Source organism: Methylobacterium segetis, from assembly GCF_004348265.1.
Lineage (GTDB): Bacteria > Pseudomonadota > Alphaproteobacteria > Rhizobiales > Beijerinckiaceae > Methylobacterium > Methylobacterium segetis.
Genome location: NZ_SMNT01000091.1, coordinates 1 through 25,023, shown reverse-complemented (window position 1 = coordinate 25,023; position 25,023 = coordinate 1). Strand labels below are relative to the sequence as shown.

Here is a 25,023-nt window from a genome sequence, read left to right as displayed (position 1 = left end):
TCCGAGGCGGGCCAGCCTTTTTCCGGCTTCCGGTCGGACTGGCCGCCGGTGCAATCGGAGGTGGCGGAGATGTGTCAGAAGTGGGATCTCAGAAACGAGAAGTACTGGAGTGCATTGGGAAGGCCGAGGGTCCCACGTTCCGACAATCCTTTGAAATTGATGACTTTATCGAGTCCCCTTGGGAGCGCCAGTTGGCTCTATGCCGCTGGCCGGCTCACGCTTCCGATATCCCTCCGCCGATCGTCACCGACGGCCGCCGGACGGGCACGCCCGCTCCGCTTCGGATGCCGGCCCGACTTCGCACCCTCGCTTTCCACCCCAGCGCCCCGCCCCTGATTGTGCGCCGGGGTCGTGGCCCTTGCACTCCCTCTCAGCTCCGGCCAAGATCGACTTAAGGGAGATCTCGCCAGTCTCGAGGAAGCGATCGATGCTGTCTGCCGACAAACTTCAGGACATGGCGATCGAGGTCTGGAAACGTGGCGGCCTCGACGCACTCGTGAAAGTTTCTCCTTTCGGCGAAAAGCCCGATCCGAGCCGGACGATCGGCTATTGCACCACATTCAAATACGTTGTGGGCAGAACTCCTGCTCAGATGGAAGAAATCGTCGGCATCAAGGTTGGCAGCAAGCTGTCGAATGGCGCGGAGATATTTGCCGTCTCGCCGCTTCCCAACAGAGGTTCTTTCGACCTCAAGGGATATACGCAATGCCCCGGCGGGGTCCCAACCGATAGCCCGGCGTATGTTTCGCATCCCGTCTATCCACCGGGTCTCGGGGCGCCGCAGTGGGACTTGGCAAGAGTGCCACAATCGCACCTCATCTGGCTGGCCACGGTGAGACCCGGCGCGACGTTCTCCTTCCCGGCGCGAAATCTCCCGAAGCCGTGAGAGCCTTCGCCGCCGGGGCACGTCTAGCGCCAGGGGCGTGGTCGGTAACGAACGCATTCGCCGACGGATCGGCCCCGATTGCGGCACCGTGAGAGGCGGACGCCGCTTCGCGGGCGCGAGCTCTGCGGTTACGAAGGCGGAGCTTCGAGGCTGATCGCGACGGCGGCGCTGTGACCGAAACTCTCCTCATCGGCGTGATCGGCCATGTCGATCACGGCAAGACCTCCCTCGTCCGCGCGCTCACCGGAACGGATACGGATCGGCTCGCCGAGGAGAAGGCGCGCGGCGTGTCGATCGTGCCGGGCTTCGCCGTGCTGCGCGTGGCCAATGGGACGGGCGGCACGATCGATCTCGTCGATCTTCCGGGCCACGAACGTTTCGTCCGCGCCATGATCTCCGGCGCGACGGGCATGCGCGCCGTGCTCCTGGTGGTCGACGCGCGGGAGGGCATCAAGCCGCAGACTGTTGAGCATCTCGACATCGCCCGGCTGATCGGCGTCCGTCGCGGCGTCGTGGCCCTGACGAAGTGCGACCTCGTCGGCGTGGACATGCTCGCGGCCCGTGCGGAGGAGGTCGGCGCGGTCGCGGCGCGGGCGGGCATCGAGGATGCCCGCGTCGTGCCGACCTCGTCCCTGACGGGCTCGGGGATCGCCGAGCTGTCGGCCGCGCTCGTCGAACTCCTCGCGGCCGCACCCGAGGCGGCCGACGACGGACTTCCCTACCTGCCGATCGACCGCGTCTTTCCGCGCCCCGGCTTCGGCGTCGTCGTCACCGGCACCCTTCGGCGGGGGCGGCTGAGTGTCGGCGACCGGGTCGAGATCGTGCCGGGCGGGCGGGCAGCGACGGTGCGCAGCCTGCAGATTCACGGCCAGACGGTGCGCAGCGCCGAGCCGGGGCGGCGCACGGCCGTGGCGCTCCGCGGCGTCGGACTGGCCGAGATGTCCCGCGGACTGGCTCTGTCCGCGCCGGGCATGGTGCCGGCCGGGCGTTGGATCGACGTGGCGCTGAGCGCGGTCGCCGGGGCCAAGCCGCTCGTTGGCGGGACGACCTGCCGCCTCCTCTTCGGCACGAGCGAGGTGGTGGCGCGGTTGCGGCTCCTCGACCGGGACGTGCTGGAGCCCGGCGACACGGCGCTGGCACAGCTTCACGCGGATGCCGATATCGCCGTGCCGGCGCGCGAGCCTTTCATCCTGCGGCTCGACTCGCCCGCGGCCACGATCGCTGGCGGGCGCGTCCTCGATCCCTGCTCGCGCCGCCGCAAGCGGCACGATCCCCGCACCCTGTCGGAACTGGCCGGGATCGCGGAGGGGCGGCCGCGGGAGATCCTGGCGGCGCGCCTCGCCCGGAATGCCGCCGCAGGCACCCCCTTGATCGACCTCGCGCGAATCGTGGCCGTCGCACCGGACCGGGTCCGGCGCGCCCTCGCCGATCTCGGCGCCCGCGAGATCGGGGACCGCTTCATCGGCGGGGACGCCTTCGAGGCCCTGCGCGTGGGGCTCCTCGCGGCTCTCGATTCGCATCACCGCGCACACCCGATCGATCCCGGCCTCCCCCTCGACCGGCTCGCCCAAGCCGTCCGGCAGGACGAAGGCACGGTTTCGGCGGCCTTGAAGGACCTCGTCGCGACGCACGACGTCGCCCAGGCCGGCGCGCTCTACCGGCGTGCCGCGTTCGACCCGGCCCGCAACGAGACGGAGCAGGTGCGCGCCCTCGAAGCCCTGTTCCGGAAGGGCGGCCTAACCCCGCCGGACGAGGCCGAGGCGGTCGGCCGCGATCTCCGCCGCGGGCAAGCCCTGACGTATCTCCTCTCCTCCGGAGCCCTGGTCCGGACGATCGACCGGGTCCAGAAGCGCTCGATCCTGTTCCACCGGGACGCGATCGCGCGCGGCAAGGCGGTGCTCGCCGAGCGCTTCGCGCGGGACGAGGCCGGCTTCCTGGCCAAGGAGGCCGGCGCGGCGCTGGGCATCTCCCGGAAATTCTCGATCCCGCTTCTCGAGCACCTCGACGCGATCCGCTTCACGCGGCGGCTGGGCGACCGTCGGGTTCTCGTCCCGGCGCAGGAGGAGGCGCGCTGAACGCGCCGCGCCCCGGCTCCGCCGGTGGTCGGCGGCCGGACCTCCTCACAAGTCCCTCATGAGATCGCCCGGTCGTCCCGCTCGATTCCTCATGCGACCCGGCCCAGCTTGGGCTCGCGGTTCCAGGAGGATCGCGCGAGCCCCTGCACCCGATGCCGACCCCTGCCGCAATCGCCGTCCGACCCGCTCTCGAAGTCGCCGCCACCGAGGCCGATGCCGGCGGCGAGACGCGCTTCCTTGTCGGGCAGGATCCCGAGGGACATTGGATCGCCGTCAAGCTTCGGTCGTTCCGGCGGCCTGTTCCGCGATCGGCAAGCCGCGCTCGCCTATGCGGAGGACGAGACCGGCCATCGGCCCGATGCCGTCCTCCTCTCCCGCGAGCGCATCGCGCTTCAGCTATGAAGCTCCGGGCCGGCGGCCCGGAGGGGCCGATGCCGGCTCTGCCCGGCCGCGCCGATCAACCGGGCCGTTTCACGGCGCTGCCGAGCCCGATCGGTCACTGCGCCTGACCCTGCCCCTGCTGCTGACCCTGAGACCCGCCCTGCTGCTGGTCCTTCTTGTTGGCGCGGTGATGCCCCACGGCGCAGCCTGCGGCCGCGCCCATCTTGCCGTGGCCGGCCATGCTGCCGGCCGCCCCGCCGACGACGGCACCCTTGATGCAGCCCTTGGCCTGCGCGGCCGGGCCGCCGGCGAGGACGGAGAGCGCGAGCGCGGCGCCGAGCGTGATCATGGCCTTCATGGTGGCCTCCTTGCTTTGTCACAGGTCACGATCAACCGGGGGCGCCGGCCGGTGTTCCGGCAGGCTCTCCGGCTCCGGGCAGGCGCGCCGGAAGGCGGCCCGGCGCCTCGTCCGGTGCCCGGCCGATCCTGTGCCGGAACGCCGCATCCCGCCTCGCGTTGCCGTCAGCGTGTTCAGCGCCAACCCCAGGGAGACGCCCCGATGAAGATCTTGACGCTCGCCATCGCCGCAACCCTCGCGCTCGGCTCGGCCGCCATCGCCGCCGAGGGCGGCTCATCCGGCACCAGCCGGTCCGGCACGATGAACAGCACGGGCCCGCAAGATGCGGGCGCGGGCTCCTCGCCGGGCGCCGCGGGAAGCGGACCCTCCACCGGCGACAAGAGCCGTTCGGGCACGGCCAACAGCACGGGCGCGAACGATGCCGGATCGGGCTCCACGCCCGGCGCCGCGGGCAAGGGCAGCAGTCACGGCGCCCATTGACCTCGGCCAGCCGGGCCGGAGCGCGGGCACTCCCCCTCGGGCGCCCCGCTCCGGCCCGTGCGGTTCCCGACCGACAGGGCATCTGTGCCGCCCCTCACGGCCTCCCCCCGACTGCCGCATATTTTTCGTTGCAGACGTGTGCAGATGCACGCAAAGGTTGGAAATTCTCGCAGCCGACCTCGAACGATGATCTTCACCACCAACCACGCCGGCACGCTTGCCTATCTGAGCCCGGGCTGGGCCGAGATCACCGGCCAGGATGCCGAGGCGGCCGCCAATTACGGTTGGGTGCAGGCGGTCCATCTCGAGGATCGGGAGACCGTGCGCGCGGTGGTGTCGCGCGCCATCGCCGAGCAGCGGGAATTCAGTGTCCGCTATCGCCTGATCGACACGGCAGGCCGTCCCGTCTGCGTCGCCGCGGCCGCAATGCCGCGCCACGAGCCGCATGCCCACACCTTCCTGGGATTCCTCGGATCGGTGAGCGAGATCGTCGAGCGGAGGCCCACCGCATCGGCCGACGGTCTCGTCGGCCGGCTCGCTCCGCTCCCGCCGGGGATGCGCCGCGTTCCGACCTCGTTCCAGGAGACGGCAGCGGAGCACATCCTCGCCGCCCAGGCGCATACCCTGCAGGCGAGCAGCGGGTCGACGCGCAGGGCGCTCGAACTCGCCGCCTTCGAGGTCGGCCGCCAGCTCGCGCAGGAGTGCGGCGTCGCGAGCATCGAGCTGCACTGAGCCCGGGCGGCTTCAGGATTCGTTGACCATGTCCGGATCGCCCCCTCCCTGAGAGGGCTTCGATGTTCGCCCGGGCGCGTGGTGCCGGCGGTAGGAGCGGTCTCCGCCAGTTGCACACCGAGCACGGACGCCATGCGCCGTGTTTCGAGACCCGAGACCGCTGCCGCCCTTCTGACCCTCTCCTCTACGCCTGCGTGAGCGGGGTCTTCGTGACGGCCTTCGCGCTGGTGTCGCTCGGGTATTGAGGAGCCCCTCGCGCGCCGTGCGCGAGGGGTCGAATGGCTGGGCTTACTTGCCCTTGAGGGTGTCCTTCACGCTGCCGACGATGTTCTGGACCTTGCCCTTCACCTGATCGGCGATGCCCTCGTTCTTGAGCTTCTCGTCGCCCGTCAGGCGGCCGGCCCCTTCCTTGACCTTGCCGCCGAGATTGGTTGCAGAGCCTTCGACGCGATCCTGATCGACAGCCATGGAATCCTCCAGAGGTTGAGCTGCGGCGCGCACGGCGCCCGTGGCAAGCGAACGAAGGGGACGGCTCGACGGTTCCGGTCGCGCCTCAGGCCGCCCGGACGTTCTGGAGGAAGCGCCCGACCTCCGTGCCGAGCTGCTCGGAGAGGCGGGACAGATCGGAGGCCGAGGCGAGAACCTGGGCGGCGGCTGCGCCCGACTCCTCGGCCGCCCCCGCCACGCCCGCGATCTTCGAGGTGATCTCGCTCGTCCCCGTAGAGGCCTGCCCGACGTTGCGCACAATCTCGTGCGTCGCCGCCCCCTGCTCCTCGACCGCCGCCGCGATCGTCGCGGCAACCGCGTTGATTTCCCGGATCCGGCCCGTAATCCCGCCGATGGCCGAGACCGCCTGCCCGGCCGCCGACTATATCTGTGCGATCTGCCCCACGATCTCGTCGCTCGCCCCGGCGGTCTGGGACGCGAGCTCCTTCACCTCGCTCGCCACGACCGCGAAGCCCCGCCCCGCCTCGCCGGCGCGGGCCGCCTCGATCGTCGCGTTCAGCGCCAGCAGGTTCGTCTGGCCCGCGATCGCGGAGATCAGGCCGACCACGTTGTCGATCCGCGCGGAGGCCTGGCTGAGATCGTTGACGAGGCTCGCCGTCTGGTCGGATTCGACCACGGCGAGCTTGGCGATGTCGGCCGAGCCCAACACCTGCCGGCCGATCGCGGCGACGGAGGTGCCGAGCTCCTCGGCGGCGGCCGCAACCGTATGGACGTTGGCGGAGGCGTGCTCCGCCGCGGCGGCTACGGTCGTCGACTGGGACGACGTCTCGGTCGCCGTCATGGTCTGCGCCGCGGCCTGCAGCTCGGTGGCGGAGGAGGAGACGAGGCCGACGATGCCCCCGACGGCGCTCTCGAACCAGTCGGCCATTTTCAGCATGGATCGGCGCCGCTCGACGGCGGCCGCCTCATCGGCGATGCGGCGACGATACGCGTGGAGAGGATCCTTCCCGCGCGGACGGCCGCGCTCACACCTGAACATGACGAGCGGGGCTCGATGATTGGACTCGGTTCCGGCGGCCCGCTCCCGCAGGTTGTGTGTTCTTGCCGTTCTTTACCGCTGGTGAGGGAACGGAAGCGTAGAATGCCGGCGCAGCAGAAGGTCGAGCCATCCGTCGCATGCATGCGCTGATTGAGGCCGGCCTGAACCGGCGCTGGTACGAACTCCGCCTCCCGGAGGGGCTGGAGGGACGCTACCACGCCGAGGTCGAGGCGCCGGCCGGGTGGTACCTCCAGTCTTGGATGCTGATCTTCATCGCGTTCAACCTTCTATCCCTGAAGGTCGATCTCGACGCCTTCGGCGCGGACGCCATGGCCGTGCCCGCCGGCCTCACCCTCGGCGTCTTCGTGCCGCTGGCCCTCGGCTCGATCGCCCTGCTGCGCGGGCGCCCCTCCGCGCGCCTGCAGGCCGGGACGGTGCTTGTGACGGGGCTCGCCGACATGGCGGTGGTGCTGAACAGCGCCCGGATCGCGCCGGCCGAGCACGCGCACACCTACCTCATCCTCGCCGCCATCGTGCCCCTGGTCGTGGGGATGATCGCGCCGCTGTCCTTCCGGCACAGCCTCGCCTTCTGCGGCGCCAGCTTCGCGCTCTACGTGACCTCCATCCTCAGCCTGGGCCTGGGCGGGACGGGCGGCAGCGGCGTCCCCCTCCTCGTGGCGAGCCTGATCCTGGTGCCGCTCAAGCTCGCCTATTCGCGGGAATGGGAGACCAAGCGCAGCTTCCTCCTCGGCCTGCGCGAGAGGGCGCAGTCCGGAGCCCTGGCCGAGGCGAATGCCCGGCTCACGATCCTCTCCGAGACCGACCCGCTGACCGGCGTGGCGAACCGGCGCCTGTTCACGGAGCGCCTGGAGAGCGCCTGGCGCGACGACGGGCCGGAGAACGGCTGGCTCGGCCTCCTCCTCGTCGACATCGACCGCTTCAAGCTCCTCAACGACACCGCCGGCCATGCGGCCGGCGATGCCTGCCTGGTCCGTGTGGCGGAGGCCCTGCGCGGGCCGGTCGCGGCGCGGGGCGGCCTGATCGCCCGCTACGGCGGCGAGGAGTTCGTCTCCCTTCTGCCCAGCGTCGGGGAGGCCGAGGCCCGCGAGATCGGGGAGCGCATGCGCCGCGCCGTCGCCGGCCTGTCGATCCCGCATCCCGGGCTCGGGACGCACGGCTTCGTCACGGTGAGCGTCGGCGCGACGGCCGCGCGAATTGCGGACGGGCTCGAGCCGGGTGCGCTTCTGAAGGCCGCCGACGAGGCCCTCTACCGCGCGAAGGAGGGCGGCCGCGATCGGGTCGAGACCGCCCGGGCCCTGCCGCTGCCCGGCACCCGGGCCTCGTCGCGGAGCGCGGTGGCGGCAACGCGCCTCGTCAGCGTCGCGGGGCGTGCGGCGTAGTGCAGCCTCAAGCGACGCAGGGTGCGGCTCGCGCGGCGGCCCCGCGCCGAATCAGTCGGCCAGGGCAGGTTTCCTGCGCCAGAGGACCGGGCAGAATCCGCTAGCTAGCCGCGTCGTCGTGTTGTGCGAAGACGGTGGCCTCCAGCTGGCCGCGCTCTTCCAGGGCGCGAATGGCGTGGTGGCGGCTCAACCCCTCGAAGAGTTCCACGGCCGAGGGGCGGCCATCCTGCGCCATATAGGCCGCGAGCCGCGCGTAATCGGTGGCGAGCCGCTCGTCGCGCGCCGCCGCCCGGGCCAAGCCCGACACGGTGACCTGAAATTCGGAAAGCTGATTCTGGGGCACGGCCGTCACGCTGTCTGGGGCCGAAGCCCCCTCTCGCCGCACGAGTTTGCCGAAGCGCGGCCGGAAGGCAATGCCCCAGGCGCCGGGACCCTTGGCCGCGCACGAAACCGGGATGAATCGTACATCCGCCAGTATCGTCAGCCGGAGAGAAGACCACTCCAGATCATGCTGAGACCGGCAAGGAGCATCAGCCCGTCCATCAGGAGCCGGAATCGCTCGGGCGACAGGCGCAGCACGAAGGGCTTGGCGAGGAACGCGCCTGCCATCAGCGAGGCACCGACCACGAGCCCCTTCGCCAGTTCCTCCGTCGGCAGCGCGCCCGCCCCCTGGAAGGTCAGCGTCTTGCTCGCGTAGACGGCGAAGGAGCCTGCGGCCTCGGTGCCGATGAAGGCGCCCTTCGACAGCCCGTAGGCCACGAAGAGCGGCACCGAGATCGGCCCCGTCGAGACCACGATGCCGGTCAGGAAGCCGATCACGGCCCCGCCGAGCGCGAGATGCGCGAGATTCAGGCGCACGAGATGCCGGGCGAGCCAATGCCGGGCCGGAATCATCGCGAGCAGGAAGGCGCCGATGGCGAGGTCGACGGCGCGCGGGGGCAGGACGAGCAGCGTCCGCGCGCCCGCCACGGCGGCGAGCGCGCCCGGCACCGCGTAGGCCGCGAAGGCCCGCCGGTCCACGGCCTGCCACCACGCGAGCACCCGCGAGACGTTCGCCATCACGGCGGCCACGGCCATGATCGGCACGGCCGCCTTCGGCCCGTAGACGGCAGCGAGCACCGGCACGAGCATGATCGAGGAGCCGGTGCCGACGATGCCGCTGACGACGCCCGCGACGAGACCGACGGCGAGAACGAAGAGAACCCCCATCCGGACTTTCCGCCCGCTATCGGCCTCTCACGGGCATTCCGGAGCCCGACCGCCGACGTCTCGCCCGGAGGACCTGCTCACCCCTCGCCCCTACTGCGTCACCTCGTTGCCGCTGTAGTCGATGGCACCGGCGGCGTTCTTCTTCCAGACGTACATCACGTAGTCCGGCCGGGTGATGTCGCCCTTCTTGTCGTAGGCGATCTCGCCGATCACGGTCTGGGTCGGCTTGCCCTGGTGGAGATAGTCGGCGAGCGTCTTGCCATCCGTCGAGCCCGTCGCCTCGATCGCCTTGGCCAGGATCTGGACCGCCGCGTAGGAATAGAGCGTGTAGGCTTCCGGATCGATCCCCTTCGCCTTGAAGGCCGCCACCACGTCCTTGGCGTCCGGGTTCTTGCGGGCATCGGGGGAGAAGGTCATCAGCGTGCCCTCGGCTCCGGGGCCGGCGATCTGCACGAACTCCTTGTCGGTGATACCGTCGCCGCCCATCAGCGTCGCCTGCAGGCCCTGGTCGCGCATCTGGCGGATCAGGAGCCCGGCCTCCGTGTGGATGCCGCCGAAATAGACGATGTCGATGCCCGCCTGCTTAAATTTCGAGACGAGGGCAGTGAAGTCCTTCTCGCCGGGGTTGATCCCCTCGTAGACGGCGTCCTTGCCGCCCTTGGCACGGAAGACCTTGCGGGTCTCGTCGGCGAGGCCCTTGCCGTAGGGGGTCTTGTCGTGGACGAAGGCGACCTTCTTGGCCGCGAAGTGCTTGGCGAGGTACTCGCCCGCCACCGCGCCCTGCTGGTCGTCGCGGCCGCAGGTGCGGAAGGTGTTCCAGTTTCCGCGCTCGGTGAACTTCACCGCCGTCGAGGCCGGGGTGATCTGGATGATGCCGGCATCCTGGTAGACGTCGGAGGCCGGGATCGAGACGCCGGAATTGAAGTCGCCCACCACCATGGTGACGCCCTCGGAGGCGAGCTTGTTGGCGACCGAGACGCCCTGCTTGGGGTCGGACGCGTCGTCGCCGCTCGAGAGCTCGAACTTCTTGCCCTTGATGCCGCCGGCCCGGTTGATGTCCTCGACCGCCTGCACGGCGCCGTTGCGGATCTGCGCCCCGAAGGCGGCGGAGCCGCCCGTGATCGGGCTCGCGACGCCGATCTTGATCTGGGCCGCCGCTCCCGAGAGAGGCGCCCCCGAGACCAGAAAGCCGAGCGCGAGGCCCGCCAGCACCATCGTCCTCATCTCACGTCCCCTTCCTGTCGTCGGAGCCCCGGAGGGCGAGAACCGGTATCCTACGGCATCTCCGCACGCGGGCGCTCCCGCCATGTCAGCGGCGAGGTGCGCTCGTAGAGCCAGCGGTACTGGGTGGTCATCTGCCGGGTTCGGGTGACCCGGAAGGCGACGGCCCCGATCATCAGCACGACCGCGGCGTCGGCGAGATAGCGGGGGCCGGAGGCGAGCGTGCCCTCGAACAGGGCGAAGTGGATGAAGCGCACGGCGCCTGCGACCGCCAGCAGCGCCGGCACGCTCTGCCAGAACGGGCGCCAGGTCCGGGCGATGCCGCGCGCCGTCATCCAGGCGGCCCAGCCGCCCATCACCACAGTGACGAGAAGGAACAGGAGGGGCGAGCCCTCGAAGAGGCCGGCCGGCACGCTCACGCCTTCGCCTCCGCGATCGTCGACGCCTCGACGATGCCGCCCTCCAGGTAGGCCGCCTTGACGGCCGGGTCGTCGAGGAGGGCGCGGCCGCTGCCGCTCAGGGTGACGCGACCGTTGACGAGGACGTAGCCCCGATGGGCGAGCTTGAGGGCGTGGTAGGCGTTCTGCTCCACGAGGAAGATCGTCATCCCCGCCTCCCGGTTGAGGTCGCGGATCGCCCCGAAGATCTGCTTCACGACGAGGGGTGCAAGCCCGAGCGAGGGCTCGTCGAGGAGGAGGAGGCGCGGCCGGCTCATCAGGGCGCGGGCGATGGCGAGCATCTGCTGCTCGCCGCCCGACATGGTGCCCGCGCGCTGCTGCAGGCGCTCCTTCAGGCGCGGGAACAGGGTGCAGACCCGCTCCAGATCCTCCGCGAAATGGCGCCCGCCGTGGAGGCTCGCGCCCATCTGCAGGTTCTCCTGCACGCTCATGCGCGGGAAGACGCGCCGCCCCTCCGGCGACTGGGCGATGCCGAGCCGCGCGATGGCGTGCGTCGGCAACCGGGTGATGTCCTGCCCGGCGAAGCGGATGCGGCCGGTGCGGGCCTGGGGCGCGCCGAAAATGGTCATCATCAGGGTCGACTTGCCGGCGCCGTTGGCGCCGATCAGCGTGACGATCTCGCCCTCGCCGACCGCGATGTCGACATCGCGCAGGGCGGCGACGCTGCCGTAATAGGCCGAGACGCCCTCGACCGCGAGGAGGGGGGCCGCAGCCGCCTGCCGGGCGCGGGTCTCCTCGACGAGGACGTTGATGCCGGCGACGCTCATGCCCCGGCCTCCGCGTTCGGAAGGACGAGCCCGACCTCCGCCTCGACCGCCTCCACCTCCTCGTCCTCGACGCCGAGATAGGCGGCCACCACCCGCGGGTCGGCGCGTACGGCGCCGGGGGTGCCGTCGGCGATCTTCACGCCGTAATCGAGCACCACGACGTGGTCGGAGATCTCCATGACCACCGACATGTCGTGCTCGATGAGGAGGACGGAGGTGCCGTCGTCGCGGATGCGGCGCAGGAGCTCGGTCAGCTCGGCCGATTCCCGCGGGTTGAGGCCGGCGGCCGGCTCGTCGAGGCAGAGCAGGACCGGCTCCGTGCACATCGCCCGCGCGATCTCGAGGCGTCGCTGCGCCCCGTAGGGCAGGTCTCCGGCGGGGTCGTCGGCACGGGCGGTGAGCCCGATCCGCTCGAGCCAGAGGCGGGCCCGCTCGATCGCCGCGCGCTCCGCCGCCCGGTAGCCGCCGAGGCCGAGGAGGCCGAGGACGGTGAAGCCTGAGGCGCGCATGAGCGGCGCGTGCTGCGCCACGAGCAGGTTCTCCAGCACGGTCATGCCCGAGAACAGGCGGATGTTCTGGAAGGTGCGGGCGACCCGCGCGCGCCGGTTCACGGCGTGGTTCGGCAGCCGCTCCAGGAGATGGCGGGCGCCGTCCGCATGCGCCAGCGTCAGGCGCCCCTCGGTCGGCTTGTAGAAGCCGGTGATGCAGTTGAAGACCGTGGTCTTGCCGGCCCCGTTCGGGCCGATCAGCGCGGTGATGTCGCCGCGGAAGACCTCGAAGGAGAGGTCGTCGACGGCGAGCAGGCCGCCGAAGCGCATCGAGAGGTGCTCGACGCTGAGAACGGCCTCGCGCGGCCCGGTCAGGCCCGTCATCAGCCGTGGCCCTCGCGCACGAGGGCGCCCGAGACGGCGCGGCGCTCCTTCAGGGCGACGGAGGGCATCCGCACCGAGATCAGGCCGCGCGGGCGCCACACCATCATGGCGACCATGGCGAGGCCGAACAGGAGGAGGCGGTACTCGTTCGGATCGAAGCCCTCGCCGAACACCGCCTTCAGGAAGCCGAGGTTGCGCAGGAGCTCCGGCCCGCCCACCATCGCGACGGCGGCGATCGCGACGCCGATCTGGCTGCCCATGCCGCCGAGCACCACGATCGCCAGGATGATCGCGCTCTCCAAGAAGTTGAAGCTCTCGGGGCTGATGAAGCCCTGGCGCACGGCGAAGAACGAGCCCGCGAAGCCGCCGAACATGGCCCCCAGCGCGAAGGCGGTGAGCTTCGTCGTCGTCGTGTTGATGCCGAGCGAGCGGCAGGCGATCTCGTCCTCGCGCAGGGCCTCCCAGGCCCGGCCGATCGGCAGGCGCCGCAGGCGCAGCGTCACCCCGTTGGTGACGAGCGCCAGCGCCAGGATCAGGTAGTAGAGGAAGACGTTGCGGTGCATCGCGTCGAAGCTCAGCCCGAACGTCGCCGCGAAGCCGTTCGGCCCGGCCGTGAAGGGGATCCCGAAAAAGGTCGCCCGCGGAATCGAGGAGATACCGGCCGAGCCGCCGGTGAGGTCGACCCAGTTGATCAGGACGAGGCGGATGATCTCGCCGAAGGCCAGCGTCACGATGGCGAGGTAGTCGCCGCGCAGGCGCAGGACGGGAAAGCCCAGCAATATGCCCCAGAGCCCGGCGGCGAGCCCGGCGAGCGGCAGGCAGAGCCAGAAGGACAGGCCGAAGGTGGTGGCGAGGAGCGCGTAGGTATAGGCGCCGACCGCGTAGAAGGCGACGTAGCCGAGGTCGAGCAGGCCCGCGAGCCCGACCACGATGTTGAGCCCCCAGCCGAGCATCACGTAGGTGAGGATCAGGATGCCGAGGTCGATCCAGTAGCGCGCGGGCCCGAGCCCGCCGCTCGCGAGCGCGGCGACGAGGGGCAGGGCCACGGCCGCACCGAGGAAGAGGGGCAGCGCGAGGGAGGGGATCCGCTGGCCGGCATTCGGCGTCGCGTCGACGGCCTCGGTCGCCTGCCGCGGCGAGGGCGTGAGTGCGCGCCGCGCGTCCCGCCGCATCAGGATCAGGCGCTGGGCGACGCGGACGCAGAAGATCGCCGCGCAGAGGCCCGCGACGAGACCCCAGCGCGGGGTGAGGTCGAGGGCGCTCGTCTGGCTGAGGTCGGTCCGATAGCTCACGATCGGGATGCAGAGCCCGAGCGTGACGAGGGCGTAGAGCCCCGCGTCCCGCAGGACCTCCGCGAGATCGGAGCCCCGCACCGTACCGTCCCGCCTCGTGCCGGCCATGCCGCTCAGACCTTCTCGACCTCGGCCCGGCCGAGGATGCCCGAGGGCATGAAGATCAGGACGATGGCGAGGATCGAGAAGGCGGCGACGTCCTTGTACTCGATCGAGAAATAGGCGGACCAGAAGGTCTCGATGAGGCCGATGATGAGGCCGCCGAGAACGGCGCCAGGCAGGGAGCCGATGCCGCCGAGGACGGCCGCGGTGAACGCCTTCACCCCGGGCACGAACCCGTCCGAGAAGGAGACGACGCCGTAATAGAGCAGGTAGAGGACGCCCGCGACGGCCGCGAGCGCCGCGCCGAGGACGAAGGTCAGCGAGATGGTCCGGTCGACGTCGATGCCGAGCAGAGCGGCCATGCGCCGGTCCTGCTCGCAGGCGCGCTGCGCACGGCCGAAGGCGGTGCGCTGGACGAGATACCAGAAGCCGGCCAGCAGGATCACGGTCACGGCCATGATCAGGCACTGCTTGTAGGAGAGGGTCACGGCGTAGCCGTCGCGCTCGAACAGGGTGAAGCCGCCGTTCAGCATCGGGGGCGTCGGCTTGTTGCGCGCGCCCTGCGCCACCTGCACGAAATTCGACAGGAAGATCGAGACCCCGATCGCGGAGATCAGAGGGGCGAGCCGGAAGGAGCCGCGCAGGGGCCGGTAGGCGACGCGCTCGATCGCCCAACCCCAGAGGGCGGTGAGCGGCATCGTGACCAGAAGCACGACGATCAGCGCGAGCGGCACGGAGGCGATCCCGAGCCAGGTGGTGAGGATGAGGAAGCCGATCAGCGCGATGAAGGTCGAGACCATGAAGACGTCGCCGTGGGCGAAGTTCACCATCCCGATGATGCCGAAGACCATCGTGTAGCCGATCGCGATCAGACCGTAGATCGCCCCGAGCGTGAGCCCGTTGATCAGCTGCTGTACAAACACATCCATTCGGCGCTGTCTCGCGTCGTTCCGGGCCTGAAGGCGGCAGCCTCCCCGAGCGCGGGAGCCAGGGCAAGTCCCGTACCGGTCGCCGTCGCCGGCGCACCGCGGATCCCTTTCCCGGCCCCGTTCCCGGCCGCCTGGGCCGGACCATAGCGGATCGGTCGGCAAAATGCGCGTGGTGATTGCCGCCCGTCCTGCGCCGCAGCACGCCGCGGGCGGCTCCGCTTTCCTCTTGTTAATTCAGTCGAGGCGCCGAAGCGTGGCGGGCTCCGGGCGACACCTCCATTTCGCAGTGCAGCGGAAATACTTACGTAGAACGTACTGCGGAGGGCTTGCGCCGGATGAACGGCCGGTTAACGTCAGGCGCATCGTAACCGCGTTCGACGATCAACCTCCAAGGCAGGGTGGCTCCCATGTCCGAGATGATTCGTGTGAAACCGACCCAAGACGGCACCTACACCGTTTACCGCGGGCCCACCGCCCTCATCGCCGGGCTGACGCGCCTCCAAGCCGAGCGCTACGAGGCCACGATCGCCCGTCAGCGCCGCGACGCCCTGCTGCCTCCGGAGGCGTGAAAGCCCGGACCCGGCCCCCACAGCAATATCCCCTCCCCGCACGGGGCGGGGACATCCTCGGTTACCCCGCGAGATTGATCGGTCCCAGATCCTCGACCTGTCCGCTGCCGTTCAGGCCGCGGCTCGTCGCGGTGATGCGGTGGCGCCCACCTTCGCGCGTGACGGCGTAGAGGTAATAGGCGGCGCGGCGGGCCGGAAGGTCCGCGTGCGTGCCCACCCGCGCCGAGGCCGAGGGGCCGCCGACGACCGGCACGCTCAGACCGCCCGGTCCCGGAACGCGCGCGACGCTGCCGATATGGTTGTGGCCGTGCAGGATCAGCTCCGCGCCGGCCCGGCCGATCATCGCCGTGAAGGCCGCCGCGTCCTTGAGGTCTCGGCCCGGCGCGGCGCCGCCCGGATGCGGCGGGTGGTGGATCATCACCACGCGGCAGGGCCGCTCGGGCTCGCTGCCGAGGGCGACGAGCAACGCTTCCGCGGCGGCGACCTGCGCCTCTCCGAGCCGCCCGCTCGCGACGAAGGGCTTCGTCGGGATCGCCGAGGAGAGGCCGACGAGGGCGAGGGGACCGCGCCGCCGCAGATAGGGGAAGCATCCGCTCCGCCCCGCATCGTCCGCCGTCCAGGGTCCGCAGGTCCCGAGCAGCCCGTCGAGGGAGCCGCGGACATAGGCATCATGATTGCCGGGCACGAAGCTGACGCGCTCGGGCGCGCCGAGCGCCTCGAGGAAGACGCGGGCCGTCTCCCACTCGCTCGGCAGGCCGATGTTGCAGAGATCGCCCGTGCAGGCGACGTGGTCGGGCGCCTGCGTCCTCATGTCCGCGACGAGGGCCGCCAGGACCTCCATGTCGTGGCTGCGCGAGCGCCCGCGCCGCCAGTTGGCGTAGCCCGTGGCCCGCTTGCTGAAGAGCTGCCGCAGCCGCGGCCGCGCCAGCGGGCCGACATGCGGGTCGGTGAGATGGGCGAGACGGAACATGGGGCCGGACGATCACCGCGCGCATCGCGCGGGCTCCGCATCGCGGCTCGGGCCAGCCGCGTCAAGCGCGGCGGGCCGCCGATGTCAGGCACTCCCGATCACGACACCCGCCAGCAGCACGAGCGCCCCGCCGATGACGACCTGCAGGGAAGCCCGCCAGAAGGGCGTCGCCATGTAGCGGGTCCGGATCGCGGAGATCACCAGAAGTTCCAGTACCACCACCGCCAGGGCGAGCCCCGTCGCGAGGAGGAAGGCGTTCGGCCAGGAATCGGGGATCGCATAGGGCAGCGTGTGGCCGAGCCCACCGAGCGCCGTCGCGGCACCGCAGACCGCACCACGGATCGTGGGCGAGCCACGCCCCGTCACCTGCCCATCATCCGACAGAGCCTCGGTGAAGCCCATGCTGATTCCGGCACCGACCGAGGCCGCGAGGCCGACGAGGAAGGTGGCGCCGTTGCTGTGCGTAGCGAAGGCGGCCGCGAAGATCGGCGCCAGCGTCGAGACGGAGCCGTCGATCAGACCTGCCAGCGCCGGCTGGACATATTGCAGGACAAAGCTGCGGTGGCGCTCGTCGGCGGCATCGGGTGCGGCAGAGCTCTGCAGGGCGATCGGCATCGTCTAGTCCTTTTTGGATTGATTACAATCTATAGTTTGGAATCAATCCAAACAAGTCGGACGCCGCTTTTTCGCCCCCTCGCACGCCTAGAACCCACGGCTCTGTGAAGGCCGACGGGTGGCGTTCCGGTTGCCGCTCGGACGGGATCGGAGCTAGACAGCCGCCGACCCGGACAGCCTGTCCTCAAGCCCGGCGCCCCCGACCCGGTGGAGCCGGTCCGACGTTCAGGTCAGGATCCCGGCAGCGCCATCGGGTCGTATGCCGGGCTTTCAGAAGCAGGACATGAGCCTCGTCAAACGCATCAGCCGGTTGCCGGCCGTCCAGGGCGCGTTGGGCCACCTCGCCGCCGATTACCTGCGGCTCGTGCGGGCCACGAACCGCTTCACCGTGGTTCCCGCCGAGGACACCGACGCGTGGATCGACCGGCTCACGCCCTTCATCGCCGGCATGTGGCACGGCCAGCACATCATGGTCCCCTACCTGCGCCGGCCGCAGGATCGCGTCGCGACGATCATCTCCCGCAACCCGGACGGCAACATCAACACGATCGCCCTGGAGCGACTTGGCATCCGCGTGATGCGGGCCTCGGGCGCGCGCGGTCGCGTCGTGCGCGACGCGCGGGCCAAAGGCGGTGCCGAGGGTCTGCGCGCCATGCTGCGGGCGCTGAAGAACGGCGAATCCGTCGCCTTCAGCGCCGACGTCCCGAAGGTCTCCCGCCGCTGCGACGCGGGCATCATCACGCTCGCCCGCTTCTCGGGCCGGCCGATCGTGCCCGTCGCCGTGGTGACCAGCCGGCATCTGCGCTTCAATTCCTGGGACCGGGCCTGCATCGGGCTGCCCTTCGGGCGGGGCGCGATGGTGTTCGGCGAGCCGATCCCGGTTCCCCGCGAGGCCGATGCCGAGACCTTCGAGGGCCTGCGGCGGCGGGTCGAGGCGGAGATGAACCGCGTTCACGACCATGCCTACGGCCTCGTCGGACGGCCGGACCGGGTCGGCCTTCCCTCCTGGGGGCTGCCGGCGTGAGGGCGCCCCCCCTCACCCTCGCCCTGCGGGCCTACCGGGCCGGGCTCTACCTCGGCGAGCCGGCCCTGGCGGGCCTCCTCGCCGTCCGGGCGCGCCGCGGCAAGGAAGATCCGGGGCGGCTTCCGGAGCGGCGGGGCCTGCCCGGCCGGGCGCGCCCGGTCGGCTCCCTCGTCTGGATGCACGGGGCCAGCATCGGCGAGGCGCTCTCCCTCGTCGGGCTCGTCGACGGGATGATCCGGCGTGGCTTCTCGGTCCTCGTCACGACGGGCACCAAGACCGCGGCGGAACTCATCGGCAGCCGCCTGCCGCCGGGCGCCGTGCACCAGTACATGCCCCTCGACGCGCCCCGATGGATCGAGCGCTTCCTCGACCAGTGGCAGCCCGACCTCGCCCTCGTGGCCGAATCCGAGATCTGGCCGAACACCATCCTGGCTCTGCACGCCCGCGCGATCCCGCTCCTCCTCGTCAACGGCCGGATGTCGGAGCGCTCGTTCAAGGGCTGGGAGCGCTCGCCGCGCACGGCGCAGGCGCTCCTGGCCCGCATCGCCATCTGCCTCGCGCAGACCAAGGAGGATGCGGAGCGCTTCGCCCGCCTCGGCGCACCGCGGGTCAGCGTTGCGGGGAACCTCAAATACGACGCGGCCGTGCCGCCGGCCGACCGGCAGCAGATCGCCTATCTCGGCGACATGATCGGCGAGCGGCCGGTCTGGGTCGCGGCGAGCACGCATGCGGGCGAGGACGCCTTGGTGGCGCGCACCCACGCCGCCCTGAAGGACCGCCTGCCGCGGCTCCTCACGATCATCGTGCCGCGCCACCCGCAGCGGGGGGAGGAGGCAGCGGCCTGCGCCGCGGCGGAGGGGCTGCGCACGGCCCGGCGGGCGGCCGGGGGGCGCCCGCACCCCTCGGTCGAGGTCTACGTCGCGGACACGGTCGGGGAGCTCGGCCTGTTCTACCGCCTCAGCCCGCTCGTCTATCTCGGCGGCTCGCTGGTTCCGCATGGCGGCCAGAACCCGATCGAGCCCGTGCGCCTCGACGCCGCGGTGGTGCACGGCCCCCACACGCACAATTTCGCGCAGGTCTACCGCGCCCTCGACGAGGCGGGCGGCGCGGTCGCCGTCGCGGATGGGGCGGAACTCGCGGCCACGGTCGGAGAGCTTCTGGAGGATGAGCACCGCATCCGCGCGATCGCGGCCTCCGGTCAGCGGGCGCTGCGCCCCTTCGAGGGCGCGGTCGAGCGAACCCTCGCGGTGCTCGACCCCTTCATCGCGCAGATGAAGCTCGCGGCGCTGAACCCCTCCTGATACCCTCGCCGTGTGATGGACGGGTCGGCTGGAAGCGCAATGAGACACGCGGCGCGGACGCCTGCGGAGGCGGCGCTGCGCGCTGACCGGGGACTCTCCGGAAGCGCGGGCGCTTCGACCGGGCCGCGGCCGGCTCTCGCCTGATGCGGCCGCCCGGCTTCTGGTCCGCCGATCCCGGCCACCCGGCGGCGCGGCTCCTCGCTCCCCTCGGGCGCGCCTACGGGGCGCTCACCGCCGCGCGCATGGACCGTCCGGGTGAGCGGCTCCCCTGCCCCGTCCTCTGCGTCGGCAACTTCACCCTCGGCGGCGCCGGCAAGACGCCGACCGCACTCGCCCTCGCCGCCCTGCTCACCGAGATGGGCTTGCGTCCCGCCTTCCTCAGCCGAGGCTACGGCGGGCGCCTCGCCGGCCCGGTCGCGGTGGACCCGGCTCGACACGGGGCGGCGGAGGTGGGCGACGAGCCGCTCCTCCTCGCCCGCCTCGCCCCGACCATCGTCGCCCGGAACCGGCCGGCGGGGGCGCGCGCCTGCCTCGCGGCGGGCGCCGATTTCATCGTGATGGATGACGGCCTGCAGAACCCGAGCCTCGCCAAGGACCTGGCGCTCGCCGTGGTCGATGCCGGCGCCGGCATCGGCAACGGCCTGCCTTTCCCGGCCGGCCCCCTGCGGGCGCCCCTCGACCGGCAGTGGCGCCATGTCGGCGGGCTCGTGCTCGTCGGCGCGGGCGCAGCCGGCGAGCCCCTGGCGCGAGAGGCGGAGCGGCGGGGCCTGCCGGTGCACCGGGCTACCCTGGCGACCCCGGGCGATGGCTTCGCCGGCCGGCGCGTCTACGCCTTCGCCGGGATCGGTCGCCCCGGGAAATTCTTCGACAGCCTGTGCGCGGCGGGCGCGGAGATCGCGGGGCGACGCGCCTTCCCCGATCACCATCCCTACGAGGCGGCCGATCTCGCGGCCCTCGAGGAGACCGCGCGGAGGCTCGGGGCCGACCTCGTCACCACCGAGAAGGATGCGGTCCGCCTGCCGCCGGATGTCCGGGCGCGGGTGCGCACGCTGCCGGTGTCGCTGCGTCTTGCCGATCCGGCGCCCCTGCGGCGGCAACTCGCCGGGCTCATCGGCGCGCGCCGAACCTAGCGCGCGCCCGCCTCCCTCAGGCGCTGCATGGCGGCGTCCGGGGTCGAGTAGGCTTCCTGCCGCTCGACGCTCCAGTAGCGGAGGGCGTCGAGGTGGATCGGCTCGCCGGTCACCGCGCAGCGCACGTAGCTGCCCGGCTTGATCACCCGCATGGTGCCGTCGCCGTATTCCACCACCGCCTCGCCGCTCGCCCCGCGCTCGTAACGGCCCAGCATCCCGCTCTCCCGGTTCGCGACATCACTCGTCCCGCTCATAGGAGCCTCGCCGGCCCTTGTCGATCTCGCCCCTCGACGGGCCGGCTGCCCGGTGCCAATGATCGCGGTATGTGTGCTGAGACGATGGATCGGGACGAGCCTTGGGACGCGGGCCTCCTCGCATGAGCCCGGCGATCGAGGACCTGTTCGAGGCGGCGTCGGCCGCTCGGGCGCTGGCGCACGCGCCCTATTCGGGCTTCGCGGTGGGCGCTGCGCTGCGCGACGAGACCGGCGCGGTCCATGCCGGCTGCAACGTCGAGAACGCGGCCTACCCGGTCGGGACCTGCGCGGAGGCCGGGGCGATCGCCGCGATGGTCGCGGGCGGCGGGCGACGGATCCGGGCCATCCTGGTGCTCGGCGCGGGAAGTACCCTCGTGACGCCCTGCGGCGCCTGCCGCCAGCGCATCCGCGAGTTCGCGGAGGGCGCGACGCCGGTCCACGTCGCCGGGCCGGAGGGCCTGCGCCGCAGCTTCAGCCTCGACGAACTCCTGCCCGCCTCCTTCGGCCCGGAGAACCTCGGTGACAGGCGCTGAGCCCGACAGGGACCGCGCCCTCGCGGCGCTGAGCGCGGCGGGGTTCGCCGGCCCCTGTTCCTGCGCGATCGTGACCGGCACCGGGCTCGGCCTCGTGGCCGAGAGCCTCGCGGAGCGCGAGAGCCTGCCCTACGCCGCGATCCCCGGCTTCCCCGAGCCCGGCGTCAGCGGCCATGGCGGCACCCTGCACCGGGGCCGCCTCGGCGGGCGGCCCGTGCTGGTGCTGGAGGGCCGCGCCCACGCCTACGAGCGGGGTGATGCGGCCGCCATGCGCGGCGCGATCGGCACGATCGCGGCGCTCGGGGCCGGCGCGCTCCTCCTCACCAACGCCTCCGGCTCGCTGATGCCCGAGGCGGGACCCGGCAGCCTCGTCCTGCTCGCCGACCACCTTAACCTGTCCGGGCTCAATCCCCTGATCGGCGAGGCGAGCGAGGCGCGCTTCGTGCCGATGACGGAGGCCTACGACCCCGCCCTGCGGGACCTGCTGCGCGCGGCCGCGCGGACGTCCGGGCTTACCTTGCACGAGGGCGTCTACGCGTGGTTCTCCGGCCCGAGCTTCGAGACGCCGGCCGAGGTGCGCATGGCCGGCCGTCTCGGCGCCGATCTCGTCGGTATGTCGACGGTTCCGGAGGTGATCCTCGCCCGCTTCTTCGGCCTGCGCGTCGCCGCCCTCTCGGTGGTGACGAACCGGGCCGCGGGCATCGGGGGCGGCGACCCGCATCACGCCGAGACGAAGCAGGCGGCGGCGGGCGCGGCCGCGGATCTCGCGCGGCTGATCACGGCCTTCGTCGAGCGCCTCGAGCCGCTGCCGTGAGGGTGACACCATGACGGACGACAGCATGACAGAGCCGACGCCCGACGAGACGGAGATCGCCCGGCGCGCCCTCTCGCTCCTCGATCTCACGAATCTCGCCGACATCTGCACGACGAGCCACATCGAGGCGCTCTGCCGCGACGCCCGCGCCGGCGGCGTCGCGGCCGTCTGCGTCTGGCCGCAATTCGTCGGCGAGGCCGCACGCGCGCTGAAGGCCACGCCGGTCCGGGTCGCCACCGTCGTCAACTTCCCGGCCGGCGGCGAGGATGTCGAGCGCGTGGTTGAGGATGCGGCCGAGGCGATCGCGGACGGCGCCCACGAGATCGACCTCGTCCTGCCCTACCGGGCCGTCCTCCGGGGCGACGCGCAAGCCGCGCGCAGCCTCGTCGAGGCGGTGCGCGACGTCTGCCACAAGACCTGCCTCAAGGTGATCCTGGAGACCGGCGCCCTCGGCGAGCGGGAGCGGATCACGGAAGCCTCCCACCTCGCGATCGAGGCCGGCGCCGATTTCCTGAAGACCTCGACGGGCAAGATCCCGGTCTCGGCGACGCCGGAGGCGGCCGAGGCGATGCTCGGCGCGATCCGAGCCCGGGCGGGCGGGCGGCGCGTCGGCCTCAAGGTCTCGGGCGGCCTCCGCAGCGTTGCGGATGCCGCCACCTATCTCGTTCTCGCCGACCGCGTCATGGGGCCGGGCTGGGCGGAGCCGGCGACCTTCCGGCTCGGGGCGAGCAGCCTCTACGGCGAACTCACCGCGGCCCTGGCGCGCGCCTCGTGACGCTTCCGCAGGAGACCATCCGGCGCAAGCGCGACGGGCTCGCCCTGACGGAGGCCGAGATCGCGTCCTTCATCGCGGGGATCGCGGACGAGAGCGTCACCGAGGGACAGGCCGCGTCCTTCGCGATGGCGGTGTTCTTCCGCGGCCTGACGCTTCCCGAGCGCGTGGCGCTGACCCGGGCGATGACCGATTCCGGCGCGGTACTCGCCTGGGACCTGCCCGGCCCTGTCCTCGACAAGCACTCGACCGGCGGCATCGGCGATACGGTCAGCCTCGCCCTCGCCCCGATGGTCGCGGCCTGCGGCGGCTACGTGCCGATGATCTCGGGCCGCGGGCTCGGCCATACCGGCGGCACCCTCGACAAGCTCGCGAGCATCCCGGGCTACGATGTGGCGCCGGGGCTGGAGCGCTTCCAGGCGGTCACGCGGTCGGTCGGCTGCGCCATCATCGGGCAGACGGGCGATCTCGCCCCCGCGGATGGCAGGCTCTACGCGATCCGGGACGTCACCGGCACGGTCGAATCCCTCGACCTGATCACCGCATCGATCCTCTCGAAGAAGCTCGCGGCCGGGCTCGGCGGCCTCGTGATGGACGTGAAGGTCGGCTCGGGCGCCTTCATGGCGGAGCGCGATGCGGCCCGGGCACTGGCCGGGAGCATCGTCACGGTGGCGAACGGGGCCGGCCTGCCGACCCGCGCCCTCATCACCGACATGGACGCGCCGCTGGCCTCCGCGGCCGGCAACGCGGTCGAGGTCGCCTACGCGATCGACTATCTGACCGGGCGCCGCCGCGAGCCACGCTTCCACGCGGTGACGCTGGCGCTCGGCGCCGAGATGCTGGTGCTCGGCGACCTCTGCGCCGACGCGGGCGAGGCCGCGGCGCGGCTGGAGGATGCCCTCGCCTCGGGGCGCGCGGCGGAGATCTTCGCCCGGATGGTCGCCAAGCTCGGGGGACCGGCGGATCTGCTGGAGCGGCCCGAACGGCACCTGCCGCGGGCACCGATCGTCCGGGAGGTCCGCGCCGGGGGCGTCGTCGCCGGTGTGGCGACCCGCGAGATCGGGCTCGCCGTGATCGGCCTCGGGGGAGGCCGCACCCGGCCCGGGGACGGGATCGATCCGGCGGTCGGCTTCACCGATCTGGCGCGGCCCGGAACGGCTGACGGCCTCCTCGGGATCGTGCACGCCCGCGACGCGGCGGCGGCGGATGCGGCGGAGGCGGCTCTGCGCGCGGCCTACAGGCTGGGAGCAGCGCCGTCAGCGGGGCCGGCCGTGCTGGAGCGGGTGGGATAGGACCCCTATGGAGCCGGCCTGACGATGCAGAGGGTGCGCTGGGAATGGAGGGGCGGACCGGCGTCCGCCGGCGCACGGCCCCTCCCCGCGAGGGGGAGGGGACATGCAGTCCGGCCCGAGGCCTTACCAGCGATAATGCCGGTGATGGTGCCGGTGGTGGCGGTGATGATGGTGGCGCCAGCCATGGTGGCGGTGACCCCAGCCGTGATGGCGATGGCCCCAGCCGTGGTGGTGATGGCCCCAGCCGTGGTGATGGCCACCGCGGACTTGGATCAGCGCGCCGTCGGCCTCGCCGGCGACGGCCGGCGCGGGGGCGAGCGGCGCGGCCTGCGCGAGGGGGGCACCGAGGACGAGGCCGCCGGCGAGGGCGAGGGCGGCGGCGAGGCCGCGGCCTGACCAGCGCGAGCTCAGGGACATGAACGATCTCCTGCTTCCGGTGGGCCGGCGTTGATGCCGGTTGGTGCAGAACTAGGCACTTCGGCCTGAATGCCCACTGACGGAGATCGCAACACTTCGTTGCAATTCGTGACGTCGCGCCCCTTAGGGCCGGCGATAGACCCACACGCGGGCGGGCGGCAGGTTGAGCCAGACCCGGTTCGAGCGGCTCGCCGTGTAGCTTCCCGCCTCGCAGCGGGCCGGGATCGGCGGCACGACGGCGTAGGTGAATTGCACGAACGGCGCTCCGGGCTGCATCAGATCGTGGGCGCAGTTCAGGAGGTCGAGGCGCTGCTCCAGGGGCTTCGTGAAGAGCGGCAGGCTCGAGATCGTGGCGGCAGCGGGTCTCTGCAGGATGCCGCCCACCGTTTGACGGATGTTGTAGGCGTCACCCTGGATCACGCTGACGCCGGGGAAGCGGCGCCGGAGCAGTTCACAGAAGCCGGGGTTGAATTCAACGAGGACGAGGCGCTCCGGCGCGATGCCCCGCCGGATCAGGGCCTCGGTGACCGGCCCGGTCCCCGGACCGAGTTCCACGACCGGTCCGTCGATCCGCGGATCGACGTAGGAGGCCATGGTGCGGGCCAGCATCTTCCCGGAGGGCGTCACGGCGCCCGTCACGAGGGGCCGCTCGAACCACGAGCGCAGGAATCGCGCCTCGTCCTC

The 25,023-nt window shown here is 71.7% G+C and carries 28 protein-coding genes and 2 pseudogenes; 14 read left to right on the top strand and 16 right to left on the bottom strand.

Annotated features, from left to right (window positions below; genetic code table 11):
• Positions 1 to 427 precede the first annotated feature (427 nt).
• Positions 428 to 886 carry a hypothetical protein gene (locus E1J50_RS20230; RefSeq protein WP_132255609.1) on the top strand — a complete coding sequence of 153 codons (459 nt, stop codon included), beginning with the start codon at positions 428 to 430 and terminating at the stop codon, positions 884 to 886.
• 170 nt (positions 887 to 1,056) lie between these two features.
• On the top strand, positions 1,057 to 2,961 hold the full coding sequence (selB, locus tag E1J50_RS20225; protein WP_245516668.1) for a selenocysteine-specific translation elongation factor: 1,905 nt from the start codon (positions 1,057 to 1,059) through the stop codon (positions 2,959 to 2,961).
• 89 nt (positions 2,962 to 3,050) lie between these two features.
• On the opposite strand, the gene E1J50_RS28450 is transcribed toward selB, so the two are convergent.
• Together E1J50_RS28450 and E1J50_RS20215 are read right to left on the bottom strand one after the other, a co-directional pair.
• Positions 3,051 to 3,224, bottom strand: a complete 174-nt coding sequence (locus tag E1J50_RS28450) for a hypothetical protein (RefSeq protein ID WP_207919254.1) — start codon at positions 3,222 to 3,224, stop codon at positions 3,051 to 3,053.
• Between the two features lie 233 nt (positions 3,225 to 3,457).
• Complete coding sequence (locus E1J50_RS20215; RefSeq protein ID WP_132255608.1) at positions 3,458 to 3,700, bottom strand: hypothetical protein; 243 nt, start codon at positions 3,698 to 3,700, stop codon at positions 3,458 to 3,460.
• Positions 3,701 to 3,901: 201 nt separating this feature from the next.
• On the opposite strand from E1J50_RS20215, the gene E1J50_RS20210 reads away from it, so the two are divergent.
• Positions 3,902 to 4,180 (top strand): hypothetical protein, encoded by a 279-nt coding sequence (locus tag E1J50_RS20210; RefSeq protein ID WP_132255607.1) that lies wholly within the window; start codon positions 3,902 to 3,904, stop codon positions 4,178 to 4,180.
• A 186-nt stretch (positions 4,181 to 4,366) separates the two neighbouring features.
• Positions 4,367 to 4,912, top strand: coding sequence for a PAS domain-containing protein (locus E1J50_RS20205; RefSeq protein ID WP_165937931.1), 546 nt, complete (start codon positions 4,367 to 4,369; stop codon positions 4,910 to 4,912).
• Positions 4,913 to 5,200: 288 nt separating this feature from the next.
• Here E1J50_RS20205 and E1J50_RS20200 read toward each other — a convergent pair whose 3' ends face one another.
• Together E1J50_RS20200 and E1J50_RS28365 are read right to left on the bottom strand one after the other, a co-directional pair.
• The gene (locus E1J50_RS20200; protein ID WP_132255605.1) at positions 5,201 to 5,380 is read right to left on the bottom strand and encodes a CsbD family protein; all 180 of its coding nucleotides are present in this window, start codon (positions 5,378 to 5,380) and stop codon (positions 5,201 to 5,203) included.
• 85 nt (positions 5,381 to 5,465) lie between these two features.
• A pseudogene (locus tag E1J50_RS28365) lies at positions 5,466 to 6,341 on the bottom strand (methyl-accepting chemotaxis protein); the annotation flags it as partial.
• Positions 6,342 to 6,535: 194 nt separating this feature from the next.
• Between E1J50_RS28365 and E1J50_RS20190 the strand changes: the two are divergent.
• Positions 6,536 to 7,798 (top strand): GGDEF domain-containing protein, encoded by a 1,263-nt coding sequence (locus E1J50_RS20190; RefSeq protein WP_132255604.1) that lies wholly within the window; start codon positions 6,536 to 6,538, stop codon positions 7,796 to 7,798.
• A 100-nt stretch (positions 7,799 to 7,898) separates the two neighbouring features.
• On the opposite strand, the gene E1J50_RS20185 is transcribed toward E1J50_RS20190, so the two are convergent.
• The 8 genes from E1J50_RS20185 to E1J50_RS20150 all read right to left on the bottom strand — a co-directional run bounded on the left by E1J50_RS20185 (position 7,899) and on the right by E1J50_RS20150 (position 14,648).
• Positions 7,899 to 8,141, bottom strand: a complete 243-nt coding sequence (locus E1J50_RS20185) for a hypothetical protein (RefSeq protein WP_132255603.1) — start codon at positions 8,139 to 8,141, stop codon at positions 7,899 to 7,901.
• A gap of 137 nt (positions 8,142 to 8,278) precedes the next feature.
• A complete protein-coding gene (locus E1J50_RS20180; protein ID WP_132255602.1) occupies positions 8,279 to 9,007 on the bottom strand; it encodes a sulfite exporter TauE/SafE family protein in 729 nt (242 codons plus the stop codon).
• A gap of 90 nt (positions 9,008 to 9,097) precedes the next feature.
• Positions 9,098 to 10,231, bottom strand: coding sequence for a branched-chain amino acid ABC transporter substrate-binding protein (locus tag E1J50_RS20175; protein WP_207919253.1), 1,134 nt, complete (start codon positions 10,229 to 10,231; stop codon positions 9,098 to 9,100).
• A 50-nt stretch (positions 10,232 to 10,281) separates the two neighbouring features.
• The gene (locus tag E1J50_RS20170; protein ID WP_405029840.1) at positions 10,282 to 10,647 is read right to left on the bottom strand and encodes a DUF6867 family protein; all 366 of its coding nucleotides are present in this window, start codon (positions 10,645 to 10,647) and stop codon (positions 10,282 to 10,284) included.
• Positions 10,644 to 11,453 (bottom strand): ABC transporter ATP-binding protein, encoded by an 810-nt coding sequence (locus E1J50_RS20165; RefSeq protein ID WP_132255601.1) that lies wholly within the window; start codon positions 11,451 to 11,453, stop codon positions 10,644 to 10,646. The genes E1J50_RS20170 and E1J50_RS20165 overlap by 4 nt, the downstream gene beginning before the upstream one ends.
• Complete coding sequence (locus E1J50_RS20160; protein ID WP_132255600.1) at positions 11,450 to 12,325, bottom strand: ABC transporter ATP-binding protein; 876 nt, start codon at positions 12,323 to 12,325, stop codon at positions 11,450 to 11,452. The genes E1J50_RS20165 and E1J50_RS20160 overlap by 4 nt, the downstream gene beginning before the upstream one ends.
• Positions 12,325 to 13,725, bottom strand: coding sequence for a high-affinity branched-chain amino acid ABC transporter permease LivM (livM, locus tag E1J50_RS20155; RefSeq protein WP_132255599.1), 1,401 nt, complete (start codon positions 13,723 to 13,725; stop codon positions 12,325 to 12,327). Before livM ends, E1J50_RS20160 begins: the two co-directional genes overlap by 1 nt.
• A gap of 5 nt (positions 13,726 to 13,730) precedes the next feature.
• Positions 13,731 to 14,648, bottom strand: coding sequence for a branched-chain amino acid ABC transporter permease (locus E1J50_RS20150; RefSeq protein ID WP_132255598.1), 918 nt, complete (start codon positions 14,646 to 14,648; stop codon positions 13,731 to 13,733).
• 425 nt (positions 14,649 to 15,073) lie between these two features.
• Between E1J50_RS20150 and E1J50_RS27500 the strand changes: the two genes are divergently transcribed.
• On the top strand, positions 15,074 to 15,217 hold the full coding sequence (locus E1J50_RS27500) for a hypothetical protein (protein WP_165937930.1): 144 nt from the start codon (positions 15,074 to 15,076) through the stop codon (positions 15,215 to 15,217).
• Between the two features lie 61 nt (positions 15,218 to 15,278).
• Here the strand turns inward: E1J50_RS27500 and E1J50_RS20145 are convergent, their stop codons facing one another.
• The gene (locus E1J50_RS20145; RefSeq protein ID WP_132255597.1) at positions 15,279 to 16,187 is read right to left on the bottom strand and encodes a metallophosphoesterase family protein; all 909 of its coding nucleotides are present in this window, start codon (positions 16,185 to 16,187) and stop codon (positions 15,279 to 15,281) included.
• A gap of 84 nt (positions 16,188 to 16,271) precedes the next feature.
• A pseudogene (locus E1J50_RS20140) lies at positions 16,272 to 16,760 on the bottom strand (VIT1/CCC1 transporter family protein); the annotation flags it as partial.
• A 325-nt stretch (positions 16,761 to 17,085) separates the two neighbouring features.
• Here E1J50_RS20140 and E1J50_RS20135 point away from each other — a divergent pair.
• The 3 genes from E1J50_RS20135 to lpxK all read left to right on the top strand — a co-directional run bounded on the left by E1J50_RS20135 (position 17,086) and on the right by lpxK (position 20,257).
• Positions 17,086 to 17,826: a lysophospholipid acyltransferase family protein gene (locus tag E1J50_RS20135; RefSeq protein WP_132255595.1), complete on the top strand. Its 741-nt coding sequence runs from the start codon at positions 17,086 to 17,088 to the stop codon at positions 17,824 to 17,826.
• Positions 17,823 to 19,127, top strand: a complete 1,305-nt coding sequence (locus tag E1J50_RS20130) for a 3-deoxy-D-manno-octulosonic acid transferase (protein WP_132255594.1) — start codon at positions 17,823 to 17,825, stop codon at positions 19,125 to 19,127. Before E1J50_RS20135 ends, E1J50_RS20130 begins: the two co-directional genes overlap by 4 nt.
• Positions 19,128 to 19,270: 143 nt before the next feature.
• Positions 19,271 to 20,257 carry a tetraacyldisaccharide 4'-kinase gene (gene lpxK / locus E1J50_RS20125; RefSeq protein WP_132255593.1) on the top strand — a complete coding sequence of 329 codons (987 nt, stop codon included), beginning with the start codon at positions 19,271 to 19,273 and terminating at the stop codon, positions 20,255 to 20,257.
• Here lpxK and E1J50_RS20120 read toward each other — a convergent pair.
• Positions 20,254 to 20,472, bottom strand: a complete 219-nt coding sequence (locus E1J50_RS20120; protein WP_132255611.1) for a DUF2093 domain-containing protein — start codon at positions 20,470 to 20,472, stop codon at positions 20,254 to 20,256. The genes lpxK and E1J50_RS20120 overlap by 4 nt on opposite strands.
• A gap of 161 nt (positions 20,473 to 20,633) precedes the next feature.
• Here E1J50_RS20120 and E1J50_RS20115 point away from each other — a divergent pair, with 161 nt between their 5' ends.
• From E1J50_RS20115 to E1J50_RS27840, 5 genes are all read left to right on the top strand, one after another.
• Positions 20,634 to 21,044: a cytidine deaminase gene (locus E1J50_RS20115; RefSeq protein WP_132255592.1), complete on the top strand. Its 411-nt coding sequence runs from the start codon at positions 20,634 to 20,636 to the stop codon at positions 21,042 to 21,044.
• Positions 21,031 to 21,858 (top strand): purine-nucleoside phosphorylase, encoded by an 828-nt coding sequence (locus E1J50_RS20110; RefSeq protein WP_132255591.1) that lies wholly within the window; start codon positions 21,031 to 21,033, stop codon positions 21,856 to 21,858. Before E1J50_RS20115 ends, E1J50_RS20110 begins: the two co-directional genes overlap by 14 nt.
• Before the next feature lie 25 nt (positions 21,859 to 21,883).
• Positions 21,884 to 22,633: a deoxyribose-phosphate aldolase gene (deoC, locus tag E1J50_RS20105; RefSeq protein ID WP_132255590.1), complete on the top strand. Its 750-nt coding sequence runs from the start codon at positions 21,884 to 21,886 to the stop codon at positions 22,631 to 22,633.
• Complete coding sequence (gene deoA / locus E1J50_RS20100) at positions 22,630 to 23,922, top strand: thymidine phosphorylase (protein ID WP_132255589.1); 1,293 nt, start codon at positions 22,630 to 22,632, stop codon at positions 23,920 to 23,922. The genes deoC and deoA overlap by 4 nt, the downstream gene beginning before the upstream one ends.
• Before the next feature lie 141 nt (positions 23,923 to 24,063).
• Entirely contained in the window at positions 24,064 to 24,318 is a 255-nt protein-coding gene (locus E1J50_RS27840) for a hypothetical protein (RefSeq protein WP_207919128.1), read from the top strand.
• A gap of 144 nt (positions 24,319 to 24,462) precedes the next feature.
• Here the strand turns inward: E1J50_RS27840 and E1J50_RS20090 are convergent.
• The coding region (locus E1J50_RS20090; RefSeq protein ID WP_245516666.1) for a class I SAM-dependent methyltransferase at positions 24,463 to 25,023 on the bottom strand (561 nt) is incomplete at its 5' end.